Source organism: Duganella sp. HH101 (assembly GCF_001758795.1).
GTDB lineage: Bacteria > Pseudomonadota > Gammaproteobacteria > Burkholderiales > Burkholderiaceae_D > Rugamonas > Rugamonas rivuli.
Map to the genome: position 1 here is coordinate 39,907 of NZ_LRON01000030.1, position 25,572 is coordinate 65,478.

At 65.4% G+C, this 25,572-nt stretch carries 22 protein-coding genes; 19 read left to right on the top strand and 3 right to left on the bottom strand.

The window, feature by feature from the left end; translation table 11 throughout:
• Positions 1-4 precede the first annotated feature (4 nt).
• The 4 genes from DUGA2_RS34660 (at position 5) to DUGA2_RS29425 (ending at position 4,061) form a co-directional block, all read left to right on the top strand.
• A complete protein-coding gene (locus DUGA2_RS34660; RefSeq protein WP_071658998.1) occupies positions 5-676 on the top strand; it encodes a DUF1501 domain-containing protein in 672 nt (223 codons plus the stop codon).
• A gap of 113 nt (positions 677-789) precedes the next feature.
• The gene (locus tag DUGA2_RS29415) at positions 790-1,386 is read left to right on the top strand and encodes a DUF1501 domain-containing protein (RefSeq protein ID WP_229214797.1); all 597 of its coding nucleotides are present in this window, start codon (positions 790-792) and stop codon (positions 1,384-1,386) included.
• Positions 1,387-1,571: 185 nt separating this feature from the next.
• Positions 1,572-2,297 carry an ABC transporter substrate-binding protein gene (locus tag DUGA2_RS29420; RefSeq protein ID WP_070272902.1) on the top strand — a complete coding sequence of 242 codons (726 nt, stop codon included), beginning with the start codon at positions 1,572-1,574 and terminating at the stop codon, positions 2,295-2,297.
• A 45-nt stretch (positions 2,298-2,342) separates the two neighbouring features.
• The gene (locus tag DUGA2_RS29425; RefSeq protein WP_229214795.1) at positions 2,343-4,061 is read left to right on the top strand and encodes a sensor histidine kinase; all 1,719 of its coding nucleotides are present in this window, start codon (positions 2,343-2,345) and stop codon (positions 4,059-4,061) included.
• On the opposite strand, the gene DUGA2_RS29430 is transcribed toward DUGA2_RS29425, so the two are convergent.
• The 3 genes from DUGA2_RS29430 to orn form a co-directional block, all read right to left on the bottom strand.
• Positions 4,028-5,008 carry a hypothetical protein gene (locus tag DUGA2_RS29430; RefSeq protein ID WP_229214796.1) on the bottom strand — a complete coding sequence of 327 codons (981 nt, stop codon included), beginning with the start codon at positions 5,006-5,008 and terminating at the stop codon, positions 4,028-4,030. The two genes, DUGA2_RS29425 and DUGA2_RS29430, sit on opposite strands and share 34 nt — an antisense overlap.
• 89 nt (positions 5,009-5,097) lie before the next feature.
• Positions 5,098-6,099, bottom strand: a complete 1,002-nt coding sequence (locus DUGA2_RS29435) for a DUF1176 domain-containing protein (RefSeq protein ID WP_070272904.1) — start codon at positions 6,097-6,099, stop codon at positions 5,098-5,100.
• Between the two features lie 63 nt (positions 6,100-6,162).
• Complete coding sequence (gene orn / locus DUGA2_RS29440) at positions 6,163-6,759, bottom strand: oligoribonuclease (RefSeq protein ID WP_210402606.1); 597 nt, start codon at positions 6,757-6,759, stop codon at positions 6,163-6,165.
• A 53-nt stretch (positions 6,760-6,812) separates the two neighbouring features.
• Between orn and DUGA2_RS29445 the strand changes: the two genes are divergently transcribed.
• From DUGA2_RS29445 to DUGA2_RS29515, 15 genes are all read left to right on the top strand, one after another.
• Positions 6,813-8,081: a M48 family metallopeptidase gene (locus DUGA2_RS29445; RefSeq protein WP_070272906.1), complete on the top strand. Its 1,269-nt coding sequence runs from the start codon at positions 6,813-6,815 to the stop codon at positions 8,079-8,081.
• Positions 8,078-8,440: a 4a-hydroxytetrahydrobiopterin dehydratase gene (locus DUGA2_RS29450; protein ID WP_070272907.1), complete on the top strand. Its 363-nt coding sequence runs from the start codon at positions 8,078-8,080 to the stop codon at positions 8,438-8,440. The genes DUGA2_RS29445 and DUGA2_RS29450 overlap by 4 nt, the downstream gene beginning before the upstream one ends.
• Positions 8,437-9,345, top strand: a complete 909-nt coding sequence (gene rsgA / locus DUGA2_RS29455) for a ribosome small subunit-dependent GTPase A (RefSeq protein WP_070272908.1) — start codon at positions 8,437-8,439, stop codon at positions 9,343-9,345. Before DUGA2_RS29450 ends, rsgA begins: the two co-directional genes overlap by 4 nt.
• Positions 9,346-9,428: 83 nt before the next feature.
• Positions 9,429-12,263, top strand: a complete 2,835-nt coding sequence (locus DUGA2_RS29460) for an ATP-binding protein (protein ID WP_070272909.1) — start codon at positions 9,429-9,431, stop codon at positions 12,261-12,263.
• Positions 12,264-12,401: 138 nt separating this feature from the next.
• Positions 12,402-13,352, top strand: coding sequence for an ornithine carbamoyltransferase (argF, locus tag DUGA2_RS29465; RefSeq protein ID WP_070272910.1), 951 nt, complete (start codon positions 12,402-12,404; stop codon positions 13,350-13,352).
• Between the two features lie 24 nt (positions 13,353-13,376).
• Entirely contained in the window at positions 13,377-14,609 is a 1,233-nt protein-coding gene (locus DUGA2_RS29470) for an argininosuccinate synthase (RefSeq protein WP_070272911.1), read from the top strand.
• A 113-nt stretch (positions 14,610-14,722) separates the two neighbouring features.
• Entirely contained in the window at positions 14,723-16,537 is a 1,815-nt protein-coding gene (locus tag DUGA2_RS29475) for a methyl-accepting chemotaxis protein (RefSeq protein ID WP_070272912.1), read from the top strand.
• 42 nt (positions 16,538-16,579) lie between these two features.
• Positions 16,580-18,394 carry a methyl-accepting chemotaxis protein gene (locus DUGA2_RS29480; protein ID WP_070272913.1) on the top strand — a complete coding sequence of 605 codons (1,815 nt, stop codon included), beginning with the start codon at positions 16,580-16,582 and terminating at the stop codon, positions 18,392-18,394.
• Positions 18,395-18,406: 12 nt separating this feature from the next.
• A complete protein-coding gene (locus DUGA2_RS29485) occupies positions 18,407-18,850 on the top strand; it encodes a chemotaxis protein CheW (RefSeq protein WP_070272914.1) in 444 nt (147 codons plus the stop codon).
• Entirely contained in the window at positions 18,847-20,094 is a 1,248-nt protein-coding gene (locus DUGA2_RS29490) for a protein-glutamate O-methyltransferase CheR (protein ID WP_070272915.1), read from the top strand. The genes DUGA2_RS29485 and DUGA2_RS29490 overlap by 4 nt, the downstream gene beginning before the upstream one ends.
• Positions 20,095-20,106: 12 nt before the next feature.
• Positions 20,107-20,793, top strand: a complete 687-nt coding sequence (locus DUGA2_RS29495) for a chemotaxis protein CheW (RefSeq protein WP_070272916.1) — start codon at positions 20,107-20,109, stop codon at positions 20,791-20,793.
• A complete protein-coding gene (locus tag DUGA2_RS29500; RefSeq protein ID WP_070272917.1) occupies positions 20,790-23,096 on the top strand; it encodes a hybrid sensor histidine kinase/response regulator in 2,307 nt (768 codons plus the stop codon). Before DUGA2_RS29495 ends, DUGA2_RS29500 begins: the two co-directional genes overlap by 4 nt.
• Entirely contained in the window at positions 23,093-24,136 is a 1,044-nt protein-coding gene (cheB, locus tag DUGA2_RS29505; protein ID WP_070272918.1) for a chemotaxis-specific protein-glutamate methyltransferase CheB, read from the top strand. Before DUGA2_RS29500 ends, cheB begins: the two co-directional genes overlap by 4 nt.
• Positions 24,137-24,148: 12 nt before the next feature.
• Entirely contained in the window at positions 24,149-25,189 is a 1,041-nt protein-coding gene (locus DUGA2_RS29510; protein ID WP_070272919.1) for a diguanylate cyclase, read from the top strand.
• Positions 25,190-25,213: 24 nt separating this feature from the next.
• Positions 25,214-25,528, top strand: coding sequence for a pyrimidine/purine nucleoside phosphorylase (locus DUGA2_RS29515; RefSeq protein ID WP_070272920.1), 315 nt, complete (start codon positions 25,214-25,216; stop codon positions 25,526-25,528).
• Positions 25,529-25,572: the final 44 nt, after the last annotated feature.

Sequence of the window (25,572 nt, forward strand, 5' to 3'; positions counted from 1 at the left end):
GACCATGAGCAAACATTCCACCACACGCCGCCGCTTCCTCGGCGCCAGCGCACAGACCGGCCTGATGGGCGCACTCTCCGCCCTCGGCCTGGCCGGCGTGGCCGCACCGGCCCGCGCCGCCGTCACCGACTACAAGGCACTGGTCTGCCTGTACATGTTTGGCGGTAACGACGGCAACAATATGATCGTGCCGCTCGACAGCACCCGCTACGCGCAATACAACGCCATCCGCGGCAGCCACGGCCTGGCGCTATCGAATGCGGCCAAGACGCTGCTGGCCGCGCGCAGCGCCACCGTGCAGGCCACGGACCATCCCGTGACGCAGCCGTTCGGCTTCCACTACGGCATGCCGGAGCTGGACGCGCTGTACGGCCAGGGCCAGGTGGCGGCCATCCTCAACGTCGGCAGCCTGCGCCAGCCGCTGAGCAAGGCGCAATACCTGGCCGGGTCTGGCGTGCCGGCGCAACTGTTTTCCCATCCCGACCAGACCATCCAGAACCAGGCCGGCACGCCCTCCTCCGCCGCCACCGGCTGGGGCGACGGCTGGTCGATGTGCTCGGTACCGGCGGCCACCTGGACGCGATCGCGGTCGGCGCCGGCGGCCTGTTTGTCGAAGGCGCCAGCACCCACGGCAATCTGCTGCCGGGCAACGGCCAGCTCGACCTGGCCGGCATGAACTTCTGGCCGCAGAAGGAGGCGGATGCGCGGCGCGCGGCGCTGGTGCAGATCCTGTCGGCGCAGAACCCCAACCTGATCGCCAGCGCCGCCAACAAGGCGCTGCTGAACGGCATGGACCTGGTCACGGACCTGAAGCAGGCCAACTCCGGCACGCCGCTGTCCACCGTATTCCCCGGCACCTCGCTGGGCCAGCAGTTGAAGACGGTCGCGCAGCTGATACGCATCCGCTCGCAGCAAGGGCCGGGGCGACAGGTGTACTTCGTCTCGCAGGGCGGCTTCGACACGCACGGCGGCCAGGCCTACCAACAGTTCGACATGCTGCGCCAGGTATCGCAAGCGCTGGCCGCCTTCCAGCTGGCGCTGTCGGAAATCCACGCGCAACAGCAAGTGACCAGTTTCACGATGTCCGAATTCGGCCGCACCTTGCAGCCCAACAGCGGCGGCACCGACCACGCGTGGGGCAGTCACCACCTGGTGGTGGGCGCGGCGGTCAAGGGCGGCCTGTACGGCCAGTTCCCCGATTTCACACTCGGCGGCAAGGACGACGCCACCGGACGCGGCGCCTGGATACCGCAATTCTCCAACCAGCAGTACGGCGCCACGCTGGGCCGCTGGTTCGGCGCCGATACGGACATGCTGCAAAACCAGGTATTCAAGAACGAACTGGTCAATTTCCCGCAGGCCGACCTGGGCTTCATGCTGGGCTGAGCCGTCACGGCGGGGAATGGTACCGTTGCCACTTCCCGCCACTTCCCGCCGCATTTGTCGCGATTTTTTAACATTCCTGCCCGGGGCAAAAACTACATTCCCTTCAGCAAAACAACCCTGCTATAGTGAAATGACGCTATCAATTGAGGACCTGCATGGGGTCGGTGCGCATGCCGGAGGGACGGATGAAATACCTGCTTTGCTGCCTGCTCCTGGCTTGCCGCCTGAGTTCGGCGGAAACCATCACGCTCGGCGCGGAAGACGACTGGGCGCCCTATTCGTCTGCGGTGGAACGCAGCGCGCGCGGCTTCGCGGTTGACGTCATCCGCGAATCTTTTGCGGCCGTCGGCGTCACCGTCAACTTCGAAGTGCTGCCCTACGCCCGCTGCCTGGACGATACCCGTCGCGGCCGCCTGGTCGGCTGCTTCGACGCCGTGCCCAACGCCATGATAGGCGGCAGCTTCCTGTGGCACGACCATCCGCTGTTCACCACCCACATGAATGTGTACGCGCTGAGCGGTTCGCGCGAAAGCGGCCTGGGCGCGCGTCAGCTGGAAGGCAAGACCGTCGGCGTCGAGCGCGGCTACGAGTATGGCGACGAATTCGACCTCAACACGAAAATCGTACGCCGCATCGTCGACAAGAACGTGCAGGGTTTCAGGATGCTGCTGGCCGGCCGCATCCAGTACATGGCGGCCGAAGAGCGCATCGCCAAGGCCCTGTTCGCCAAGGAGGCGGCCGAATTCGGCGGCAAGTTCAAACTGGTGGGCACGGTCGCCACGCCCGGCCTGTTCATCGCCTTCAGCAAGACGGGGCCGGACGGCGCCAAATATCTGCAGAAATTCAATCGCGGCTACGCCATCCTCCGCGACAGTGGCCGCTACAAAGCAATTGAAGCCGTCTGGTTCTGAGATGCCAACGGAGGCCACGTGCAAGCACTGCCAGCCAAGATCGGAATGAGATCGCCCAACGGTGAAGCCCCGCCCGCAGCGCCGCTGCTGTCCGGCGATTCGATCGCCGCGCGCCTGCTGCGGATTATCTTCTGCTGCTACTTCCTCGTCACGGTGGTGGTGACGCTGGTGCAGCTGGCGGCCGAGTACAAGCACACCAAGGAGCGCGTGGTGCTGGAGATCCGCGCCATGCAGCAAACCTTCGGCCCCGGCATCGCCGACGCCATGTGGCGCTTCAACGAGGACATCCTGCGCGGCATCCTGTCGGGCATGAGCGAACTGCCGGTGGTGGCCGGCATCAAGGTGGCCGACGACCATGGCAAGCTGGTGCGCGCCGTCGGCACCGTGCTCGACGGCGGCGTCAAGCTGCACGCCGGCGCCGACGGCCAGCTGCAACGGGAGCCCGACAGCGACGCCCTGTTCGCCGAAGTGTTCAGCCAGGACTTCCCCATCGTCTTCAACGACGAGAACGGCCAGTCGCGCGTGATCGGCACGTGGACCGTGTATTCGAACCAGCGCATCATCGTCAAGCAGGTCGAGTACGGCTTCTTCCTGATCCTGGTGAACTCGGTCATCAAGACTTGCGCGCTGTGGTTCATCTTCCTGTTCGTGGTGCGGCGCTACCTGGGCCAGCCCTTGCGCCAGCTGAGCCAGTTCGTCGGCCAGCTGAATATCGACAACCTGGGCGACCGCGTCTTCGTGCTGAACGACCGCGGCCAGCACGAGCTGCATCAGCTGACCAACAAGCTCAACGAAATGGTGGCCAACATCAAGGCCTCGGTGGCGGAGAACGAGCAGCTGTACCGGCAACTGCAGGTGGAGCAGACGGCCACCCGCCAGCTCAACGAAACGCTGGAGCGGCGCGTGGCCGAGCGCACGGCCGATCTGGTGACGGCCAACAAGGACCTGGCGCAGGCGCTCGACACGCTGCGCATCGCGCAGGGCGAGCTGGTCAACAGTGAAAAGCTGGCGGCGCTGGGTTCATTGGTGGCGGGGGTCGCCCACGAATTGAATACGCCGATCGGCAACGGGCTGCTGGCGGCCACCGTATTGGCGGACAAGACCCGCCAGTTCTCCAGCGACTACAGCAGCGGCCTGACACGCCGCACCACCGAAGCCTACATCAGCGACATGACCCAGATAACGGAACTGGTGGTGCGCAATATCGCGCGCTCGGCCGAGCTTGTCACCAGTTTCAAACAGGTGGCGGTCGACCAGACCAGCTCGCAGCGACGCCGCTTCCTGCTGGCGTCCGTGGTGTCGGAGAACATCAAGGCGCTGCTACCGACGATCAACAAGACCGCCTTCACCGTCGAGCAGGCCGTGCCTGGCGACATCGACATGGACAGCTATCCCGGCCCCATCGGCCAGGTGTTGATCAACCTGGTCAACAACGCCATCGTGCACGGTTTCGAGGGGCGCAGCCAAGGCACCATCACGATCGACGCCGCGCTGGCCGAGCCGGGCTGGCTGGAGCTGCGCATCAGCGACGACGGCGTCGGCATCGTGGCCGAGCACATCGGGCGCATCTACGATCCCTTCTTCACGACCAAGCTGGGCGCGGGCAGTTCCGGCCTCGGCCTGAACATCAGCCACAACATCGTCACCGGCCTGCTGGGCGGAAAAATCCGCGTCAACAGCCAGGCAGGCAATGGCACCACCTTCATCTTGCACTTGCCGCTGATAGCGCCTTACTCGACAGCCAGCTCGTCCGGAACGTTGTAGGCGAAGGCTTTGCTGTCGAACATCAGCTTCCAGGTCTTCGCTTCCATCGCGGCGCCGTACTGGCTGCCTTTGACGCTGACCGTCAACGGGCCCGGCAGCGGGCCGATGACGTCGGCGGTGCGATAGGTCCAGCGGCTGCGCTCGCAACGCAGAGGTTCGGTGTCGTCCATCGTTTCCGCTTCGTGCAACTCCTGCTCGCTGGTGTGCTCCTGGGCACCCATCGCTTCCACCGCCTTGCGCCAGGTCTCGTGCTCGGCGTTGGCCTGCGCGCAGTCGGCCGGCTCGGCATCCACCGAAGCCTTGAAGCGCGCCAGCAAGGCGATCTCATCCCCATGCGGCGCCAGCATCACATTGCTCACCATGACTTGCTCCGCCGTCGGCCGCGTGCCGTTCTGTACCTTCAGCACCCAGCCCCAGGTGCGCTCGGACAAGGCTTCAAAGCGCACCTTCTCCGGCGTCACCGCAACGTCGCTCTCGTAGCGGTACGGCGAGCTGACCTCGACCAGGCCGCCGCCAGGCTTGCTGTCGGCGCGGATCTGGAACACGCCGTAGAAGTTGCGGCCATCGCCCTTGAGCGAGACGCCGCTGACAGCGAAATACAGCTCGTCGCTGGCGCCCACCGCCTCGATCTTGGCCTGCTGGATCACCCGCACCACGAAGGGATCGTTGGACTCGTCCACATACACCCAGCCCTTTTTCTCCGGCGAGTATTTGCCGTAGGTACGCGTCATCGCCTCGTCGATGGAGGCGGTCTCGTCGATCTTGATCAGCTGCGGCTCGCTGTTGGCCTTGATGAACGCCGCCGCGATCAGACCGATCAACAGCACGCCCAGCACCGCCAGCGTGTACAGCACGTAACGCCCCCACTTGCGGCGCTTGGGCGGCGGCGGTGGCGGGCTCTGGATGGTAGGATTTTCGGCAAGGCCGGGTTCAAGAAGGTCGGACATGGAGATTCCCGCAAAAGAATGACAATTTAATATTTGCAGAATAATAATACCAAAAGGAAAAATTACGGCGCACGGCTGATCGCGCCCTATCACTTCACGACCGTGGCCGTCCATTCGCGCAACATGAAGCCGCCCGGCATGCCGCGGCACAGATGGGACTCCGCCGCGTCGACCAGCTGGAAGCCTTGCGCCGTCCACACCCAGTCCCAGGCCGCGCCGCAATCGAACACCCCGCGCCCTTTGGCGTAGCTATTGAGCTTGCCGTCGTCGAACGATGCGTTCATCACATCGCCGCCGTCCAGGCCAGGCAAGGTCACACGCCTGGCGGCGTACGGCGGCTTGTCGGCGGCGATCCACACATTGAACCACGACTGATAGGCGGCGCGCCCGCACTCCAGCAACAGCAGCACTTTCCCGCCGGGCAGGCGGTAGGCGCTGGTGTCGGCCGATGCGCCCACGGTCTTGAAATCGACATCGCAGTCACCGACAGGAATGGTCTTGACGATCGCGGCCAGCAGCCGCTCATCGCCCTTCTGCGCCGGCGGCATCGGCAACGCACGCACGGTCGGCGACGCCAGCGGCGGCAGCACCGTACCGGCCGCACGCGTGCCGGGCTTGACCAGCGCCGTGGTCGTGCCCACCCGCCCCTGCAGCTCGTCCATCTTCAGCAGCGCCGCCTTCAGGCCGGCCAGCGACAGCAGCCAATGCCTTTTGCCGTCCGACACCCTGGCCGTCTCCGCGTCCAGCAACTGCGGCATCAGGCGCGCGATCTGCTCCGTCGTCAGCGCGGTGTCGGCCTTCAGGCCGGCCAGCGTCAGCTTGCCTACCACGATGGCCAGCGGGCCTGCGTCCTGGTCGTCTTCGGTGACGACGCTCAGCTTGGCCTCCAGCGCCGCGCCGGCGCCGGCATCGCGCCCCAGCCACAGCGCCACCGGCGCGCTGCCGGATTCGTCGGTCTGGTAGCCGACCGCCTCGCAGCGGCGCGTATTGTCGCAGGCGGCTTCCCAATCCTTGACGCCGAAACGCATCGCCTCGGCCGTGGACGCGCCGGCCAGCGCCAGCATCACCAGAACAAGTTTCAATTTTTTCATGACTTTTCCCGCAGGCGAAAAAAAACAGGTTCGAAGGGAACCTGTTTTGGCGTTGCGCGCAGCTTACAGCTTGATGAAGTGCTCGCGGTAGTATTTCAGCTCGTCGATGGACTCGATGATATCGGCCATGGCGGTGTGCTTCTGGTGCTTCTTGAAGCCGCCGACGATTTCCGGCTTCCAGCGCTTGCACAGCTCTTTCAGCGTGGAGACGTCGATGTTCCGGTAGTGGAAGTACGCTTCCAGCTTGGGCATGTAGCGCACCATGAAGCGGCGGTCCTGGCCGATGGTGTTGCCGCACATCGGCGCCTTGCCCTTCGGTACCCACTGCTTCATGAACTTGATCAGCTCCTCTTCCGCCTCGGCTTCGCTCACGGTCGACGCCTTGACGCGGTCGATCAGGCCCGAACGGCCGTGCGTGCCCTTGTTCCAGGCGTCCATCTTGTCCAGCGTTTCGTCGCTCTGGTGGATCGCGAACACCGGGCCTTCGGCCAGCACGTTCAGGTGCATGTCGGTGATCACCACGGCAACTTCGATGATGCGGTCAGTGTCCGGCTCCAGGCCGGTCATTTCCATGTCGACCCAGACCAGGTTGTATTCATTCTGGCGCGGGGTGACGGCCTCGGGTGCGGAACCTTCTGGCAATTCATTAGCTTGTGACATAATTCTCTCTTGGCTCAATTTATCCGAATCCGCCATTTTCTCACAGGCATAGAATGTATTCACTCGCGTTTTCGATTTTGTTTGTATCTTTCATCGTTTTGACGCTGATCGTGCGCTTCTGGCTGGCCTCGCGCCATATCCGCCATGTGCTGGCGCACCGCAGCGCCGTGCCGGCCGAATTCGCCGAGAAAATCCCCCTCGCCGCCCACCAGAAGGCCGCCGACTACACCGTCGCCCGCACCAAATTCGGCCTGCTGACGCTGCTGGTCAACACCGTCGTGCTGGTTGGCTTCACGCTGCTGGGCGGCCTGCAATGGCTGTCGGTCGAGCTGTTCAAGCTGACCGGCCCCGGCATGGTCTACCAGCTGGCGCTGCTGGCGGCCTTCGCCGCCGTGTCCGGCGTGATCGACCTGCCGTTCGACTATTACAAGCAATTCGGCCTGGAGCAGCGCTTCGGCTTCAACAAGATGACACCCGGCCTGTTCTTCGCCGACATGGTCAAGGGCACGCTGCTGGGCGCGGCCATCGGCCTGCCGCTGGTGTGGGTCATGCTGACGCTGATGGAAAAATCCGGCAACCTGTGGTGGCTGTACGCCTGGCTGGTGTGGAGCGGCTTCCAGCTGCTGATGATGGTGCTGTTCCCGACCGTGATCGCGCCGCTGTTCAACAAGTTCACGCCGCTGGAAGACCAGTCGCTCAAGGCCCGCATCGAAGGCCTGATGAGCCGCGTCGGCTTCGCCTCCAAGGGCCTGTTCGTCATGGACGGCTCCAAGCGCAGCGCCCACGGCAACGCCTACTTCTCCGGCTTCGGCGCCAACAAGCGCATCGTGTTCTTCGACACCCTGCTGTCGCGCCTGCAACCGCAGGAGATCGAGGCGGTGCTGGCGCACGAGCTGGGCCACTTCAAGCTCAAGCACATCATCAAGCGCATCACGATGATGTTCGCGATCTCGCTGGCCTTCCTGGCGCTGCTGGGCTACCTGAAGAACCAGCTGTGGTTCTACACCGGCCTCGGCGTCGATCCGCTGCTGCTGCCCGGCCAGGGCAACGACGCCATGGTGCTGCTGCTGTTCATGCTGGTGCTGCCGGTGTTCACCTTCCTGTTCGGCCCGCTGACCTCGATCAGCTCGCGCAAGCACGAGTTCGAAGCGGACGCCTTCGCCGCCAAGCACACCGACGCCCGCGACCTGGTGTCGGCCCTCGTCAAAATGTACGAGGACAACGCCTCGACGCTGACGCCGGACCCGCTGCACTCGGCCTTCTACGACTCGCACCCGCCGGCCAGCGTGCGCATCCGCCACCTGCACGCGGCGGCCGCATGATCATCTCCACCCACGCCGACCTGCTGGGCCGCAACTGCCACCCGGCCAAGGACGCGCTCGGCGCCGACGAGGCCGCGCGCCTGGCGGCGCTGCTGCCCGGCTGGTCGCTGGAAGACGGCAAGCTGGTCCGCACCTTCAGCTTCAACAACTACTATCGCACCATGGCCTTCGTCAACGCGCTGGCCTACCTGAGCCACGCGGAAGACCATCACCCGGAAATGACCGTGACTTACAAAAACTGCATCGTCCGCTACGACACCCACTCGGTCAACAACGGCCAGGGCGGCCTGTCGATCAACGACTTCATCTGCGCGGCCAAGGCCGGCCTGCTGTTCCATTCGGCGGCGGTGAAGCAATGAGCAAAGCCGCCCAACTGAGCGCCACCATCATCGCCGCCCACGGCCGCCACTACCTGGCCGAGGCCGACGGCGTCAAGCTGCAATGCGTCACGCGCGGCAAGAAGACCAACGTCGCCGTCGGCGACATCGTGCAAATCACGCTGACCTCGCCCGACCAGGGCGTGATCGACAAGATCGCCGAACGCCAGACCCTGCTCTACCGCTCGGACCAGTACAAGTCCAAGCTGCTGGCGGCCAACCTGACGCAGCTGTTCATCGTCGTCGCCACCGAACCCGGCTTCGCCGACGACCTGGTGTCGCGCTCGCTGGTGGCGGCCGAGGCGGCCGGCATCACGGCCCGCCTCATCCTCAACAAGACCGACGTCGCCGAATCGCTGGAGCGCACCCGCGAGCGCCTGCAACCGTACGCCTCGCTGGGCTACCCGGTGCACGAGGTATCGGCCAAGTCGCGGCCGGACGAAGCCATGGAAGTACTCAAGCCGCTGCTGGCCGGCCAGTCGTCGATCCTGATCGGCCAGTCCGGCATGGGCAAGTCCTCGCTGATCAACCTGCTGGTGCCGGACGCCGACATCGCCGTGCGCGAGATCTCCGCCGCGCTCGACACCGGCAAGCACACCACCACCTTCACCCGCCTGTACCAGCTGCCCGAGCTGGGCGCCGGTTCGTCCATCATCGACTCGCCCGGCTTCCAGGAGTTCGGCCTGTACCACCTGAGCGAAGGCATGCTGGAGCGCGCCTTCGTCGACTTCGAGCCCTACCTGGGCCAGTGCAAGTTCTACAACTGCCGCCACCTGATCGAGCCGCAATGCGCGATCCTGAGCGCTGTCGCCGAAGGCAAGATTGCCAAAATGCGCCACACTTTGTACGGCCAGCTGTTGCACGAATCCTCACAAACCCTCTATTAAAAAAAACAATTCTTGTAGCACACGCACAACGTGCATTTGCGGACTATAATTCCTCAAGGCAATTGTGCGGCCCGGGGACACTGATGGACATGTTTGCGGTCGATGACGAAGTAGCGCAATGGGAAACGGCCCTGCTGCCGTTGCGCGGACCTGCGCGCCTGCCGGTGCTGGTGCCGCTGGCCTGGCACCTGCGCCAGCGCGACACCGTGCGCGCCGTCGCCCTCGCCACCGAAGGCCGCCAGCTGCTGCCGGCCACCGCGCTTTCGCAGGACGACATGCGGCTGGTGTCGGCCCGCCTGCTGCTGGTGCAGGCCGAATCCACCTGGCTGTCCGGCCAGCTCGACGACGCCGCCGTGCTGGCGGAACAAGCCTACGACCAGCTGTGCCAACTGGGCGACCACCAGGGCTGCGCCGACGCCCACTGGCTGCGCGCCTGGATCGCCATCGACCGCGGCGACCACGGCACCGGCGACAGCGAACTGGAACTGATGGCCGCCGCCGCCCGCCGCGCCGGCGACGAGCAGCGCGCCGACATCGCCGAAGCGGCCATCGCCCGCTGGGCCGTGCTGCAGGACCTGCCCACCGCCGAGCGCCGCTGGGGCCAGCGCTTCGCCGCCGGCCACGCGCCGCAGCATCCCGGCGTCGCGGCCTGGGTCTACGACTTCTTCGGCCTGGCGGCCAGCCAGCACAGCGACCATGGCACCGCCGCGCGCCACTACATCCATTGCTACGAAACGGCGCTGGAGACCGGCCAGGTGCGCGTGGCCGTCACCGCCGCCATCAACATCGGCCTCAATTTCACCATCCTCAACGACCACCATTCGGCGCTGGAGTGGATGCAAAGCGCGCTCGATCTGGCGCGGCCCACCGGCTGGCCGCGCAGCATCGGCGCCTGCCTGATGCACACCGCCGAGACCATGCGCCGCCTGGGCCGCCTCGACGCCACCGAAGAGCTGCTGCATGAAGCGCTGCTGATCATGGCGCCGCTGCCGGGCGCGCGCAGCTACGCGCACGCGCTGTCCTACCTGGGCGACCTGGCGCTCGACCAGGCCGACTACAGCGCCGCGCTCAACGCCTTCCACCGCATGCAGGTGCGCGCCGACGCGCTGCGCCAGGCCGACTTCCAGTCGATCGCGCGGCGCGGCCAGGCCCACGCGCTGTGCTTCCTCGACCGTCCGCAGGAGGCGCTGGAGGCGGCCATGCGCGCGGTCGACCTGGCGGCCGAACAGGCCAACCGCTACAACCACGTGGCGGGGCTGCGCGTGCTTGCGGTGATCCACGAACGCCACGCGCTGCCGCCGCCGCCCGGCATGACCCAGCAGAACGCCACGCTGCACTACCTGCACCAGGCGCTGGAAGTGGCCTCCGCCATCGACGGCTACACCCTGCCCGGCGACCTGCACGACGCGCTGGGCCGCGAGCACGCGCGCATGGGCGACTACGCCGCGGCCTACGCGGCGGCGCAAGCCGCCGCCGCCGCGCGCCAGAAGACCCACAGCCAGGAAGCCACCAACCGCGCCATCGCCATGCAGGTGCACCACCAGACCGAGCACGCGCGCGCCGAAGGCTTCCACCACCGCGAGCTGGCGGCCTCCGAAGCGCGCCGCGCCGAAGTGCTGCAGCAGACCAGCGCCACGCTGGAGCGCCTGTCGGCCATCGGCCAGGAGATCACCACCCACCTCGACGCCGCCGCCGTGTTCCGGGTGCTGAACCGCCACGTCCAGGGCCTGCTGCCGGCCAACACCTTCGCCATCTACCTGTGCGACCCGGGCGGCCAAACGGTCAGCCGCGCCTTCGGCATCGAGAACGGCCACGCGCTGCCGACCAACACCATCGCCATCGACAACCCGCGCGCCAACTCGGCGCGCTGCGTGCGCGAGCGGCGCGAGATCTATGTCGAAGAGGCCGGGCCGGACGACATCTTCCTGTCGCCCGGCACGCAGCTGATGGTCAGCGCGCTGTACGTGCCGCTGGCGGTGGGCGAGCGCGCGCTGGGCGTGATGACGGTGCAGGCCATGCACGCCCGCGCCTACGGCGAACGCGAACGGCTGATCTTCCGCACGCTGTGCGCGTACGGCGCCATCGCGCTGGACAACGCCGAAGCCTATCGCCAGCTGAAGGATGCGCAAACCCAGCTGGTATCGCAGGAGAAGCTGGCGGCACTGGGCTCGCTGATGGCCGGCGTGGCGCACGAACTGAATACGCCGATCGGCAACAGCCTGCTGATCGCCAGCACGCTGATGCAAAAAACCGAGGAGCTGGAAACCCAGATCAACGGTCCCGGCCTGCGCCGCTCCGAGCTGGCGAACTACATGTCCGACGCCCGCAAGGCGCACGAGCTGGTGATGCGCGGCCTGACCAGCGCCGCCGACCTGGTGAACAGCTTCAAGCAGGTGGCGGTCGACCGCACCACCGAACAGCGCCGCGAATTCAATCTGCAGCAGGTGTCGCACGAGGTGATCGCGACCATGATGAACCGCATCCGCGCCGCCAACCACCGCATCGAAATCGACGTGCCGGAGCTGATCTCGATGGACAGCTACCCCGGCCCCTTCGGCCAGGTGATCGCCAACTTCATCAACAACGCCCTGCTGCACGCCTTCGCCCGCGACCGCAGCGGCAGCATGTGGCTGCACGCGTCCACGCCGGCCGAGGGCCGGGTGCTGGTCAGCTTCCGAGACAACGGCGGCGGCATCGCGCCCGAGCACATGTCGCGCATCTTCGATCCCTTCTTCACCACCAAGCTCGGTCAGGGCGGCAGCGGGCTGGGACTGTCGATCAGCTACAACATTGTCACTTCGCTACTCGGTGGCCAGATCAGCGTCCACAGCACGCGCGACGGCACCACTTTCACCCTCGATCTCCCTCTGACGGCGCCGCAGCACCAGACCGCGGCGGCGACGCAAATCTACACTTAGCCACTGCGGCGCAGGATTACCTGTATAGACAGGAGATTCTGCGGCAATCCGACACATCGGCCGAATTGCCTTTATAATTGTTCGGCTAAGCCGGCCAGGCACCTCGCCCCACGCCCCGCTCTCCTGTCAGTTGTTAATATGTCTATCCAAAAACCGATCAAGCACTACCTGCAGTTTTCCGACTTTACGTTAGACGAATACGAATACGTCATCGAACGCGCGCACCTGATCAAACGGAAATTCAAGAACTACGAGATCTACCACCCGCTGATCGACCGCACGCTGGTCATGGTGTTCGAGAAGAACTCGACCCGTACCCGCCTGTCCTTCGAAGCCGGCATGCACCAGCTGGGCGGCGCGGCGATTTACCTGAACACGCGCGACTCGCAGCTGGGCCGCGGCGAACCGGTGGAAGACGCCGGCCAGGTCATGAGCCGCATGTGCGACATCATCATGGTCCGCACCTTCGGCCAGGACATCATCGAGCGTTTCGCCGCCAATTCGCGCGTGCCGGTGATTAACGGCCTGACCAACGAACACCATCCATGCCAGGTGTTCGCCGACATCTTCACCTACTACGAGCACCGCGGCCCGATCACCGGCAAGACCGTGGCGTGGGTGGGCGACGCCAACAACATGCTGTACTCCTGGCTGCAGGCGGCCGAGGTATTCGGCTTCCACGTCAACGTGTCGACCCCGAAGGGCTACGACATGGACATGTCGCTGGTCTCGACCGACCGCTACACCTTCTTCGAGAACCCGTCCGACGCCTGCCAGGGCGCGCACCTGGTCAACACCGACGTCTGGACCAGCATGGGCTACGAAGAAGAAAACGCCGCCCGCCTGAAGGCCTTCGACGGCTGGATCGTCGACAGCGCCAAGATGTCGCGCGCCGCGCCGGACGCGCTGTTCATGCACTGCCTGCCCGCCCACCGTGGCGAGGAAGTCTCGGCGGAAGTCATCGACGGCCCGCAGTCGGTGGTCTGGGACGAGGCGGAAAACCGCCTGCACATCCAGAAGGCGCTGATCGAGTACCTGCTGATCGGCCGCGTCGACGCGGGCAATGGCGCCCAGGCAGCCAACACCTAACACTTCACACCAATTGGAACTAGCATGAGCGATATTAAAAAAGTAGTCCTCGCCTACTCGGGCGGCCTCGATACCTCCGTCATCCTCAAGTGGCTGCAAGATAACTACCAGTGCGAAATCGTCACCTTCACCGCCGACCTGGGCCAGGGCGAAGAGCTGGAGCCTGCGCGCGCCAAGGCGATCAAGTTCGGCATCAAGCCTGAGAACATCTACATCGACGACGTGCGTGAAGAATTCGTGCGCGACTTCGTGTTCCCTATGTTCCGCGCCAACACCGTGTACGAAGGCGAATACCTGCTGGGCACTTCGATCGCCCGCCCGCTGATCGCCAAGCGCCTGATCGAGATCGCCAACGAGACCGGCGCCGACGCCATCTCGCACGGCGCCACCGGCAAGGGCAACGACCAGGTGCGTTTCGAACTGGGCGCCTACGCGCTGAAGCCAGGCGTGAAGATCATCGCTCCATGGCGCGAATGGGATCTGCTGTCGCGTGAAAAACTGCTGAAGTACGCGGAAGACGCGGGAATCGACATCGACATGAAGCACAAGAACGGCGGCGCGCCGTACTCGATGGACGCCAACCTGCTGCACATCTCCTTCGAAGGCCGCCACCTGGAAAACCCGAGCGCCGAAGCCGAGGAATCGATGTGGCGCTGGAGCGTCAGCCCCGAGGCGGCGCCGGACCAGGCGGAATACCTGGACATCGAATACGAAAAAGGCGACATCGTCTCCCTGAACGGCGTACGCATGTCGCCGGCCACCGTGCTGACCGAACTCAATCGCCTGGGCGGCAAGCATGGCATCGGCCGCCTGGACCTGGTGGAAAACCGCTACGTCGGCATGAAGTCGCGCGGCTGCTATGAAACCCCTGGCGGCGCCATCATGCTCAAGGCCCACCGCGCCATCGAATCGATCACCTTGGACCGCGAAGTGGCCCACCTGAAGGATGACCTGATGCCGCGCTACGCGTCGATGATCTACAACGGCTACTGGTGGGCGCCTGAGCGCGTCGCGCTGCAAACCCTGATCGACCACACCCAGGCCACCGTGAACGGCTGGGTGCGCGTAAAGCTCTACAAGGGCAATGTGATCGTGGTGTCGCGCGATTCGAAGACCGACTCCCTGTTTGATATGAACATCGCCACCTTCGACGAAGACGGCGGCGCCTACAACCAGGCCGACGCCGGCGGCTTCATCAAACTGAACGCGCTGCGCATGCGCATCGCCGCCAACGCACGCTTGAAGCGCGGCCAATAAGCCACATACCTGCCGCGCCAAGGGCCGCTCTCTGAGCGGCCTTTTTTTTTGTCCTCCATAAAACGCGGCAAGGTGATACATTGCTCCCACGACCAGCGCCCCATAGGTGAATCATGTTGAATAATCTGAGTATCAAGAAAAAACTCACGTTCGGATTTAGCGCCATCGTCGCCATCATCCTGGTGCTGCTGACCATGTCGTACAATAATTTCAGCCAGCTGTCGGCCGCCAGCGGGTGGGACCGGCACACGCTGGAGGTGCTGCTGGAGGCGAACCGGATCGAGACCGCGCTGCTGCAGATCCAGACCTCGACCCGCGGCTTCATGCTGACCGGCGAGGAGAGCACCACCAAGGCGATTCCCGCCGAAGAGGAAGCCGTGCACCGCCACCTGGCCGCCATCAAAAAACTCACATCGGACAACCCCGCGCAGCAGGAGCGCCTGGCGCGCCTTGGCCCGATGATGGACAACTGGATCGTCAACGTCATCCATCCGCTGCTGGACAAGCGCCGCGAGTTGAACAAGCATGTCGGCGTAACGCAGCAGGTGGCCACGGCGGCCGATGTGCTCAACGGCGCCAAGACCATCGCCGACGTGCGCGCGCTGATACGCGAAATCAGCGACGAGGAAAACCGCCTGCTGGTATTGCGTTCGACGCTGGCCGGCGAACTGCAGCAGAACATGTCGTTGATACTGATCGGCGGCGGCATCCTGTGCGTGCTGCTCGCCATCGCCATCGGCTACCTGCTGATCAAGGCGCTGCTGGCGCCCCTGAACAACCTGACGCACGCGGTGGGCCGCATCGCCGCCGGCGAGCAGTCGGCGCGGGCGGCGGTGCTGTCGGGCGATGAGCTGGGCCAGGTGACATCGGAATTCAACCGCATGGCGCAATCGATCCAGGACAGCCAGGCCAACGAGCTGGCCGCCACCAACCTGCTCAAGTCCAAGGTCGACTCCTTGCTGGGCGTGGTCTCCAAGGCCGCCGCCGGCGACCTGACCGGCAAGATCGAGGTGGCCGGCAGCGACGCCATCGGCCAGCTGGCGCATGGCCTGGACCGCATGTTCGAAAACCTGCGCGCCCTGCTCAACAACGTGCAGAAGGCCGGCATCCAGGTGACGACATCGGCCACCGAGATCGCCGCCTCGGCCAAACAGCAGGAGGCCACCGGCATCGAGCAGGCGCAGACCAGCGTCGAGATCCTCAGCACCACCAAGGAAATCTCCGCCAACACCGCGCAGCTGCTCAAGACCATGGAGGACGCCACCGCCGTCGCCGACTACACCACCAACGCCACCGCCGATGCCCAGAACAACCTGCGCCGCATGGACAGCACCATGCAGCACATGGTCTCGGCCACCGATTCGATCAACGCCAAGCTGGCGGCGTTGTCGGAAAAGGCCTCCAACATCAACAGCGTCCTGATCACCATCACCAAGGTGGCCGACCAGACCAACATCCTCTCGCTCAACGCCGCCATCGAGGCCGAGAAGGCCGGCGAGGCGGGACGCGGCTTCTCGGTGGTCGCCACCGAGATCCGCCGCCTGGCCGACCAGACTTCCGTCTCCACCTGGGACATCGAGCAGATGCTCAAGGAAATGCAGTCGGCGGTGTCGGCCAGCGTGATGGGCATGGACAAATTCTCCGAGGAGATACGCCGCAGCGTCGGCGAGGTGCGCCAGGTGACGGACCAGCTGTCCGGCGTGATGGACCAGGTGCAGAAGCTGGCGCCGCAGTTCGACGCCGTCTTGCAGGGCATGCAGTCGCAGGCGGTGGGCGCGCAGCAGATTTCGGAAACCATGATGCAGCTGAACGACGCCACCCAGCAGACCGTGGAATCGCTCAAGGCCACCAGCGAGGCGGTGCACCAGCTGCAGTACGCGGCGGGCGACCTGCAATCGAGCGTCGCCAACTTTGCCGTCGCGGCTTAAGCATGGGACAATGCCGCGTCTATTGCGGCGCGTGGAGAAAGCATGTTTAAAGACTTGAGCATCAAGAAGAAGCTGTACATGAGTTTTGGCGCCATCCTCGCCATCATCCTGTTGCTGCTGTCGATCGCCTACAGCAAATTCACCAGTCTTGCCGAAGCCAATGGGTGGGACCGGCACACGATGGAGGTGATACAGTCCATCGACAAGCTGCGCAACGACCTGCTGCAAGTGCAGGTGGAGGCACGCGGCTACTACCTGACCGGCGACTCCGTCCGTCTCGACAACGCCCGCAAGGAACTGGCCGACCTGCCGGTCTCCCTGCATGCGCTGCAAAAGCTGACCGGCGATAACCCGGTCCAGGTCGAGCGCTTCAAAAAACTGGAAAGCATGATCGAGGTATGGACCCGCGACGTCATTGAATCGCAGCTGGTGATGCGCAAGGAGCTGGGCGACAAGCCGGGAGCGGCCGACGCGATGGGCCACAGCCCGCAGCAGGTCGGCGGCAACGCGGCCGCCCGCTCGATCTACAAATCGATGGACGATGCCACCGCCGAGGAACAGAAGCTGCTGGCCGAACGCTCCTCAGCCTCCAACAACCTGCAGGAGACCATGCGCCTGGTGCTGGCCGGCGGCGGCCTGGCCTGCGTGGTGCTGTCGGCGGTGATCGCGTGGCTGCTGGTGCGCGCGCTGGCGGCGCCCCTGAACAACCTGACGCACGCGGTGGGCCGTATCGCCGCCGGCGAGCAGTCGGCGCGGGCGGCGGTGCTGTCGGCCGATGAACTGGGCCAGGTGTCGACGGAATTCAACCGCATGGCGCAATCGATCCAGGACAGCCAGGCCAACGAGCTGGCCGCCACCAACCTGCTCAAGTCCAAGGTCGACTCCTTGCTGGGCGTGGTCTCCAAGGCCGCCGCCGGCGACCTGACCGGCAAGATCGAGGTGGCCGGCAGCGACGCCATCGGCCAGCTGGCGCATGGCCTGGACCGCATGTTCGAAAACCTGCGCGCCCTGCTCAACAACGTGCAGAAGGCCGGCATCCAGGTGACGACATCGGCCACCGAGATCGCCGCCTCGGCCAAGCAGCAGGAGGCCACCGGCATCGAGCAGGCGCAGACCAGCGTCGAGATCCTCAGCACCACCAAGGAAATCTCCGCCAACACCGCGCAGCTGCTCAAGACCATGGAGGACGCCACCGCCGTCGCCGACTACACCACCAACGCCACCGCCGACGCCCAGAACAACCTGCGCCGCATGGACAGCACCATGCAGCACATGGTCTCGGCCACCGATTCGATCAACGCCAAGCTGGCGGCGTTGTCGGAGAAGGCTTCCAACATCAACAGCGTCCTGATCACCATCACCAAGGTGGCCGACCAGACCAACATCCTCTCGCTCAACGCCGCCATCGAGGCCGAGAAGGCCGGCGAGGCGGGACGCGGCTTCTCGGTGGTCGCCACCGAGATCCGCCGCCTGGCCGACCAGACTTCCGTCTCCACCTGGGACATCGAGCAGATGCTCAAGGAGATGCAGTCGGCGGTGTCGGCCAGCGTGATGGGCATGGACAAATTCTCCGAGGAGATACGCCGCAGCGTCGGCGAGGTGCGCCAGGTGACGGACCAGCTGTCCGGCGTGATGGACCAGGTGCAGAAGCTGGCGCCGCAGTTCGACGCCGTCTTGCAGGGCATGCAGTCGCAGGCGGTGGGCGCGCAGCAGATTTCGGAAACCATGATGCAGCTGAACGACGCCACCCAGCAAACCGTGGAATCGCTCAAGGCCACCAGCGAGGCGGTGCACCAGTTGCAGTATGCGGCGGGCGACCTGCAATCGAGCGTCGCCAACTTTGCCGTCGCGGCCTGACGGGAGCGCGCGATGAAACTGCTGATCTTCCACATCGGCGCCGACCGCTACGGCTTGCGCCTGCGCGACGTGGTGCGCGTGCTGCCGCTGCTGGAACTGAAGCACCTGCCGCTGGCGCCGGACGCCGTGGCCGGCCTGATGGACTTCCATGGCCAGTCGGTGCCGGTGATCGACCTGTGCCGCATCAGCGGCCTGCCCTCGGGCGTCGATCATTTCGACACCCGCATCATCGTCGTGGATTATCACGCGCCGGAAGGCACGGACCACCTGCTTGGCCTGCGCGCGGAGCGCGTGCTGGGCGTGCAGGAGGTGGCCGAGGCGCAGCTCGCCGACAGCGGCGTAACGGCCGCGCCCTTCCTCGGCCAGGTGGCCAGCGACGCAGGCGGCATGCTGCAGCTGGTCGAACTTGAACAACTGCTGCCGGCATCGCTGCGCGCGACGCTGTTCCAGACATGACTCCCGTACAAGCCATGCTGCACGAGGCCACCGGCTTGACGCTGTCCAAGTCCTCGGTCGAGCGCGCGGTCAGGCAGCGCATGGAGCAGACCGCCGCCGCCAACCAGGACCTCTACCTGGAACGCATGACGGCGGAAGAACTGGCGGCGCTGGTGGAGCTGGTGGTGGTGCCGGAGTCGTGGTTCTACCGCGATCAGCAAGCCTTCCAGGCCGCCAGCGAATTTGTCCGCGCACGGCTGGCCGCCGATGGCGGCCGCATGGTGCGCATCCTGTCCATCCCCTGCGCGGGCGGCGAGGAGCCGTACACCATGGCGATGGTGCTGGCCGATGCCGGCGTGCCGGCGGACAGCTTCATCATCGACGCCTACGACATCAGCGCCGGCTGCATCGCCCGCGCCAAGAACGGCGTCTACGGCCGCAACGCCTTCCGCAGCCAGGACCTGGGCTTCCGCGACCGCCACTTCACCAGCGACGGCAGCAGCGACGACTACAGCATCGGCGATGCGCTGCGCAAGCAGGTACGCTTCAAACAGGGCAATCTGCTGGAGCTCGACCTGGGCGCGCGGAAAGGCTACTACGACGTGATCTTCTGCCGCAACCTGCTGATCTACTTCGACAAGCCGACCACCAAGGCCGCCATCGCCAGGCTGAACGCCTTGCTGTCCGAGGACGGCCTGCTCTTCGCCGGCTATGCGGAAGTACCGTCGTTCTGCCAGGACGGCTTCATTCCGCTCCAGTATCCGCAGGCTTTCGGCCTGAGGAAGGAAGGCGCGCCCACCGCCACGCGGGCCGCAAAGCCCGCCGCCAAGACCGCGCCGCGCCCTGCCCGCCCTGCCGCTGCTCCCGCTGCTGCGCCCGTGCCTGCTCCGGCGCGGGTGCGCGCCGGCGCGCCGACGCCTGTGCCGGCGCCGCACGCGCCCCTGCCCGCAGCCGACCTGCTGGCCGACGCGCGCCGCCTTGCCGACCTGGGACAGCTGAAGGAAGCCGAAAACAAAAGCCGCGACCATCTGGCGCAGTCGCCCGATTCGGCCGAAGCCTATTTCATCCTCGGCCTGGTCAATGAACTGACGAACAAGCACAAGCTCGCCGAGGACTACTGGAAGCGCTGCATCTACCTGCAACCGGACCACTACGAAGCCTTGTGCCACCTGGCCTTGCTGGCCGAGACCAACAACGACCCGGCCGGCGCCAGCGCGCTCAAGGCCCGCGCCGCGCGCATCTACAAACGCCAGCAGGAATCATAAGGGCGCCCGACCATGACTACCACCACCTCCCCCATCGCCATCGTCAACATCGACGACTGCTGGAACCGCATCGGCGTCGTTGGCGACCAAAGCTGCGAGAAGCTGGAGCAGGCGGTCCACTGCCGCAATTGCGAAGTGTACGCCGGCGCCGCCCAGCGCAACCTGCAGCGCGCCGTCGGCGACGACTACAAGAAAGACTGGGCAGCCCACTTCCGCCAGGCCGCCACCGGCGCGCAGCAGCTCGACGCCTCCTGCCTGGTGTTCCGCATCGGCCGCGAATGGCTGTCGCTGCCGACCAGGATGTTCGTCTCGGTCGCGCCGCAGGCCAAGCCGCACCGCCTGCCGCACCGCGCGGAGCGCGGCTTGAGCGGCATCGTCAACGTCGGCGGCACGCTGTATCCCTGCATGTCGCTGGCGGCGCTGCTGGGCATCGACGAAAACGAAGGCGAAGCCGCCACCCACCGCCACACCTTCGCGCGCCTGCTGCTGACGCAATGGGAAGACCAGGCCTACGCGCTGCCGGTGGCCGACCTGCACGGCATCCTGCGCTACGCCACCGCCTCGGTGCAGGCGCCGGCCGCCACCATCAACAAGGGCCTGTCGCGCTTCCTGTCCGGCGTGATAGCGCATGAAGACATGCACATCGGCGTGCTCGACTCGGCGCTGATCGGCTACCAACTTGCGAGGACACTGCGATGAGCCAGGACAACAACGGAGACCTCAGCCAGTTCTCCATGCTGGACCTGTTCCGCATGGAGGCGGACAGCCAGACCCAGATCCTCACCGACGGCCTGCTGGCCATGGAGCGCCTGAAGAACGACGCCAGCGCCGTCGAATCGATGATGCGCGCGGCGCACTCGATCAAGGGCGCGGCCGCCATTGTCGGCCTGGAAGTGGTCGTGCAGCTGGCGCACGGCATGGAGGACGCCTTCATCGCCGCCCAACACGGCAAGCTGGCGCTCACGCCCAACCGGGTCGACGTGCTGCTGGCCGGCGTCGACCTGATCCTTCAGCTCTCGCGGCTGCAGGACAGCGGCGTCGACGCCTGGCTGGCCGCCAACTCCGCGCTGATCAGAAAAACCCTGGACTCCATCGCCAGCATCGCCTTCCTGCCCGAGCCGGTCAACCTGCAAGTGGAAGCGGGCCTCATGCCGCCTGCGCCCGTACCGGCCGCGCCCACTGCCTTCCAGCCTGGCGAGCTGCCGATCGCCGCCGCGCCGTCCGCGCCCGTATCCGAGGATGCGCCGTCCATCGCCGCGCGCACACCGGCCTCGCTGAAGACGGCGCAGAACTTCGACCGCCTGCTGTCGCTGGCCAGCGAGTCGCGCATCAGTGCGCACCAGATGCATCCCTTCATCCAGGACATGCAGCGTTTCAAGCGCAACCAGAGCAGCCTGTTCGCGCTGATCGAACAACTGCACGAGGCGATCTCCAACAGCAGCGACGCCGGGCTGAAAGAGAAATCCCTGCTGGCGCTGCAAAAGACCCACCCGCTCAAGCAGTTCGTGCTGGAGCACATCGCCGACATCGAAGCCTACGAACGCCGCCTGCTGGCCGTATCGCAAGGCATGGTCGACGAAGTGCTGACGCTGCGCATGCGCCCCTTCCGCGACGGCGTGCAGGCCTTCCCGCGCATGGTGCGCGACCTGGCGCGCGGCATGGGCAAGGACGTGCGGCTGGAGATCATCGGCGAGGACACGCTGGTCGACCGCGACATCCTGGCGCGGATCGAGAGCCCGCTCAACCACATGCTGCGCAACGCCGTCGACCACGGCATGGACACGGCGGAGCAGCGCATCGCCGCCGGCAAGCCCGGCGCCGGCACCATCGTGCTGGAGGCCAGGCACCGCGCCGGCATGCTGAGCATCGAGATCAGCGACGACGGCAAGGGCGTGGACCTGGAAAAAATCCGTGCCCGCGTGATCGACCGCAAGATGACCAGCCCGCAGATGGCGGCCTCGCTGTCGCCCGCCGAGCTGATGGAGTTCCTGTTCCTGCCGGCCTTCAGCCTGAAGGAAAGCACCACCGAGATTTCCGGGCGCGGCGTCGGCCTGGACATCGTGCACGAGACCATCCGTTCGCAAAACGGCACCGTGCGCATCGAATCCGAACTGGGCGTCGGCTTCCGCACCTACATCACGCTGCCGCTGACGCAGTCGATCGTGCGCGCGCTGGTGGTCGACGTCAAGGGCGAGGCCTACGCCGTGCCCATCGTGCAGGTGGAGCGCGTCATCAAGGTGCCGCAGTCCGCCATCCACACGCTGGAGAGCAAGCAGTTCTTCGATCTCGGCGGCGAGCATCTGGGCCTGGTCTCCGCCGCGCAGGTGCTGGAGCTGGGCGACACCGACTCCAGCAGCGAAGAATTGGCGGTGGTCGTCATCGGCAGCGGCGCGCGCCGCTACGCGCTGGTGGTTGAAGCCATACGCGGCGAACAAAGCCTGGCAGTGCAGGCGCTGGACCCGATCTTCGGCAAGATGCGCGACATCTCCGCCGCCGCCCTGCTCGACGACGGCGAGCCGGTGCTGATCCTCGACGTGCCCGACCTGCTGCTCTCCATCGACAAGCTGCTGCACGAAGGCGGCCTGCACCAGCTGACCAAGTCCGACCAGGCCGAGCGCCGCAAGACCAAGCGCATCCTGGTGGTCGACGATTCGCTCACCGTGCGCGAGATGGAGCGCAAGCTGCTGCTCAGCCGCGGCTTCCTGGTCGATATCGCCATCGACGGCATCGACGGCTGGAACGTGGTGCGCAGCGGCGACTACGACCTGGTGATCACCGACGTCGACATGCCGCGCATGGACGGCATCGAGCTGGTAACGCTGATCAAGAAAGACATACACCTGCATAAGCTGCCAGTCATGATAGTCTCCTACAAAGACCGTCCCGAGGACCGCGCGCGCGGCCTGTCGGCCGGTGCAGACTACTACCTGACCAAGGGCAGCTTCCACGACGAGACGCTGCTCGACGCCGTCAGCGATTTGATTGGAGACGCCCGCAGATGAAGATCGCCATCGCCAACGATGTCGCCATGGCAGCCGAAGCGCTGCGGCGCGTGGTCGCCAGCACGGCGGAGCACCAGGTGCTGTGGATAGCACGCACCGGACTGGAAGCGGTGCGCATGTGCGCCGACAACCGGCCGGACCTCGTCCTGATGGACCTGAACATGCCGGAGCTGGACGGCGTCGAGGCGACGCGCCAGATCATGGAGCAAAGCCCGTGCGCCATCCTGGTCGTCACCGGCCGGCCGCAGGACAACGTCAACCAGGTGTTCCGCGCGCTGGGCGCCGGCGCGCTGGACGTGACGGCGACTCCGGTCCTGCAGGGCCAGCCGGGCGGCGACGCCGAGCTGCTGGCCAAGATCCGCACCATGGACAAGCTGATACGCCACAGCGGCGGCAGCCAGGCGATGATGCCTCGATCGGCAGGCAACGGCAATGGCCACGGCGCCGACGGCGCGGAAGCGGCGGAGCGTGTCACCTCGCTGCTGGCGATCGGCGCCTCCACCGGCGGTCCGGTGGCGGTGTCCAAGATGCTGGCGGGGTGGAAGCCGCCGCGCGGCTGTGCGGTGGTGGTGGTGCAGCACATCGACCAGCACTTCGCCGACAATTTCGCCCGCTGGCTGGGCGAACAGCTGGAAATGCCGGTGCGCGCCGCCGAGGAAGGCGACGAACTGGTGGCGGGCACGGTGCTGATCGCAAAGAGCAACGACCACTTAACGCTGGATCAAAACTATCGCCTGCGTTACGATGCAGAGCCGAAGGACTATGCCTACCGTCCGTCGGTCGATGTGTTTTTCCACTGCGTTGCGCAGCACTGGAAAGGGGAAGCGGTTGGCGTGCTGCTGACCGGCATGGGCCGCGACGGCGCCGAAGGCTTGCTGGCCATGCGCCGCGCCGGCCAGGCCACCATCGCCCAGGACCAGGGCAGCAGCGCCGTCTACGGCATGCCGCGCGCCGCCGCGGAGCTGGATGCGGCACAAATGATTTTACCGCTGGCGAAGATCGGACCGGTCTTGCGCAGCACCTTGGGTGGCCGTTCCTGAAAGAGAATACTGATGTCAGAAGCACTTGTAGTCCCAACCGATCCGGAACAATCGCTGACCAGCTTCAAGGTCAGGGTACTGCTGGTGGACGACCAGCTGATCATCGTCGAAGCCGTGCGCCGCATGTTGAGCGACCAGCCCGATATCGAATTCCACTACGTGACCGACGCCACGCTGGCGGTACAATCGGCGCAGCAGCTGCAACCCACCGTCATCCTGCAGGATCTGGTGATGCCGACCATCGACGGCTTCGGCCTGATCCAGCTATACCGCGAACAGGAAGAACTGCGCAACGTGCCAGTGATCGTACTGTCGGCCAAGGAGGATCCCAAGCTCAAGGCGCACAGCTTCGCCACCGGCGCCAACGATTACATGGTCAAGCTGCCGGACAAGCTGGAACTGCTGGCGCGCATCCGCTACCACTCGGGCGCCCACATCAGCCGCCTGCAGCGCGACCAGGCTTTCCGCTTCCTGCGCGCGAGCCAGAAGCAGCTGGCCGACGCCAACATCGAACTGCAAAAGCTGGCGGCGCTCGACGGCCTGACCGGCATCGCCAACCGCCGCCGCTTCGACGACACCATGCGCATCGAATGGCAGCGCGGCCAGCGCGACAAGAAGCCATTGACGCTGCTGCTGTGCGACGTGGATTTCTTCAAACTGTATAACGACAGCTTCGGCCACCTGGCGGGCGATTTGTGCCTGAAAAAAGTGGCAGCTGTATTGACCGAACATTTAAAGCGACCGGCCGACCTGGCCGCACGCTACGGCGGCGAGGAATTCGCGATTATCCTGCCGGAGACACCACTGACTGGGGCACTGATCGTGGCCGAGTCGTGCCGCCGTCATCTGGAACAACTGGCCATCGAGAATCCGCAGGCAGATACCGAGTTCTCCACCGTGACCATGTCGATAGGCGTGGCCAGCGTGGTGCCGTCGGCATCCTCCAGCGTCGACCAGCTGATCCAGCAAGCCGACCAGGCCCTGTATGCCGCCAAGCGCGGCGGCCGCAACCGCGTGGTGAACGCGGACGACCTGCCTGGTCTCTCAACCTGAATCGAACCAAGGAAAAACAGCAGTATGAGTGCTCAATTTGATCAAGTCAGCGTCGTCAAGAAATCGAACATCTACTTCGACGGCAAATGCGTTTCGCACAATGTGATTTTCGCCGACGGCAGCAAGAAAAGCGTCGGCGTGATCTTCCCTTCCAGCCTGACCTTCAACACCGGCGCACCGGAAACGATGGAAATCATCGGCGGCGTGTGCAAGGTGCGCCTGGCCGGCGCCAGCGCATGGCAGTCCTACGCGGCGGGCCAGCAGTTCAACGTGGCCGCCAATTCGAGTTTCGATATCGAGACCGTCGAGACAGTCGATTACGTTTGCCACTTCGGCTGACCCCGCAAGGCGGCCACCAAGGGTCGGACCCCGTACGGGGTCCG

Coding starts and splice junctions, on each gene's coding strand:
- DUGA2_RS34660 (WP_071658998.1), top strand. CDS start 5: ATGAGCAAACATTCCACCACACGCCGCCGCTTCCTCGGCGCCAGCGCA.
- DUGA2_RS29415 (WP_229214797.1), top strand. CDS start 790: ATGGACCTGGTCACGGACCTGAAGCAGGCCAACTCCGGCACGCCGCTG.
- DUGA2_RS29420 (WP_070272902.1), top strand. CDS start 1,572: ATGAAATACCTGCTTTGCTGCCTGCTCCTGGCTTGCCGCCTGAGTTCG.
- DUGA2_RS29425 (WP_229214795.1), top strand. CDS start 2,343: ATGAGATCGCCCAACGGTGAAGCCCCGCCCGCAGCGCCGCTGCTGTCC.
- DUGA2_RS29430 (WP_229214796.1), bottom strand. CDS start 5,008: ATGTCCGACCTTCTTGAACCCGGCCTTGCCGAAAATCCTACCATCCAG.
- DUGA2_RS29435 (WP_070272904.1), bottom strand. CDS start 6,099: ATGAAAAAATTGAAACTTGTTCTGGTGATGCTGGCGCTGGCCGGCGCG.
- orn (WP_210402606.1), bottom strand. CDS start 6,759: ATGTCACAAGCTAATGAATTGCCAGAAGGTTCCGCACCCGAGGCCGTC.
- DUGA2_RS29445 (WP_070272906.1), top strand. CDS start 6,813: ATGTATTCACTCGCGTTTTCGATTTTGTTTGTATCTTTCATCGTTTTG.
- DUGA2_RS29450 (WP_070272907.1), top strand. CDS start 8,078: ATGATCATCTCCACCCACGCCGACCTGCTGGGCCGCAACTGCCACCCG.
- rsgA (WP_070272908.1), top strand. CDS start 8,437: ATGAGCAAAGCCGCCCAACTGAGCGCCACCATCATCGCCGCCCACGGC.
- DUGA2_RS29460 (WP_070272909.1), top strand. CDS start 9,429: ATGGACATGTTTGCGGTCGATGACGAAGTAGCGCAATGGGAAACGGCC.
- argF (WP_070272910.1), top strand. CDS start 12,402: ATGTCTATCCAAAAACCGATCAAGCACTACCTGCAGTTTTCCGACTTT.
- DUGA2_RS29470 (WP_070272911.1), top strand. CDS start 13,377: ATGAGCGATATTAAAAAAGTAGTCCTCGCCTACTCGGGCGGCCTCGAT.
- DUGA2_RS29475 (WP_070272912.1), top strand. CDS start 14,723: ATGTTGAATAATCTGAGTATCAAGAAAAAACTCACGTTCGGATTTAGC.
- DUGA2_RS29480 (WP_070272913.1), top strand. CDS start 16,580: ATGTTTAAAGACTTGAGCATCAAGAAGAAGCTGTACATGAGTTTTGGC.
- DUGA2_RS29485 (WP_070272914.1), top strand. CDS start 18,407: ATGAAACTGCTGATCTTCCACATCGGCGCCGACCGCTACGGCTTGCGC.
- DUGA2_RS29490 (WP_070272915.1), top strand. CDS start 18,847: ATGACTCCCGTACAAGCCATGCTGCACGAGGCCACCGGCTTGACGCTG.
- DUGA2_RS29495 (WP_070272916.1), top strand. CDS start 20,107: ATGACTACCACCACCTCCCCCATCGCCATCGTCAACATCGACGACTGC.
- DUGA2_RS29500 (WP_070272917.1), top strand. CDS start 20,790: ATGAGCCAGGACAACAACGGAGACCTCAGCCAGTTCTCCATGCTGGAC.
- cheB (WP_070272918.1), top strand. CDS start 23,093: ATGAAGATCGCCATCGCCAACGATGTCGCCATGGCAGCCGAAGCGCTG.
- DUGA2_RS29510 (WP_070272919.1), top strand. CDS start 24,149: ATGTCAGAAGCACTTGTAGTCCCAACCGATCCGGAACAATCGCTGACC.
- DUGA2_RS29515 (WP_070272920.1), top strand. CDS start 25,214: ATGAGTGCTCAATTTGATCAAGTCAGCGTCGTCAAGAAATCGAACATC.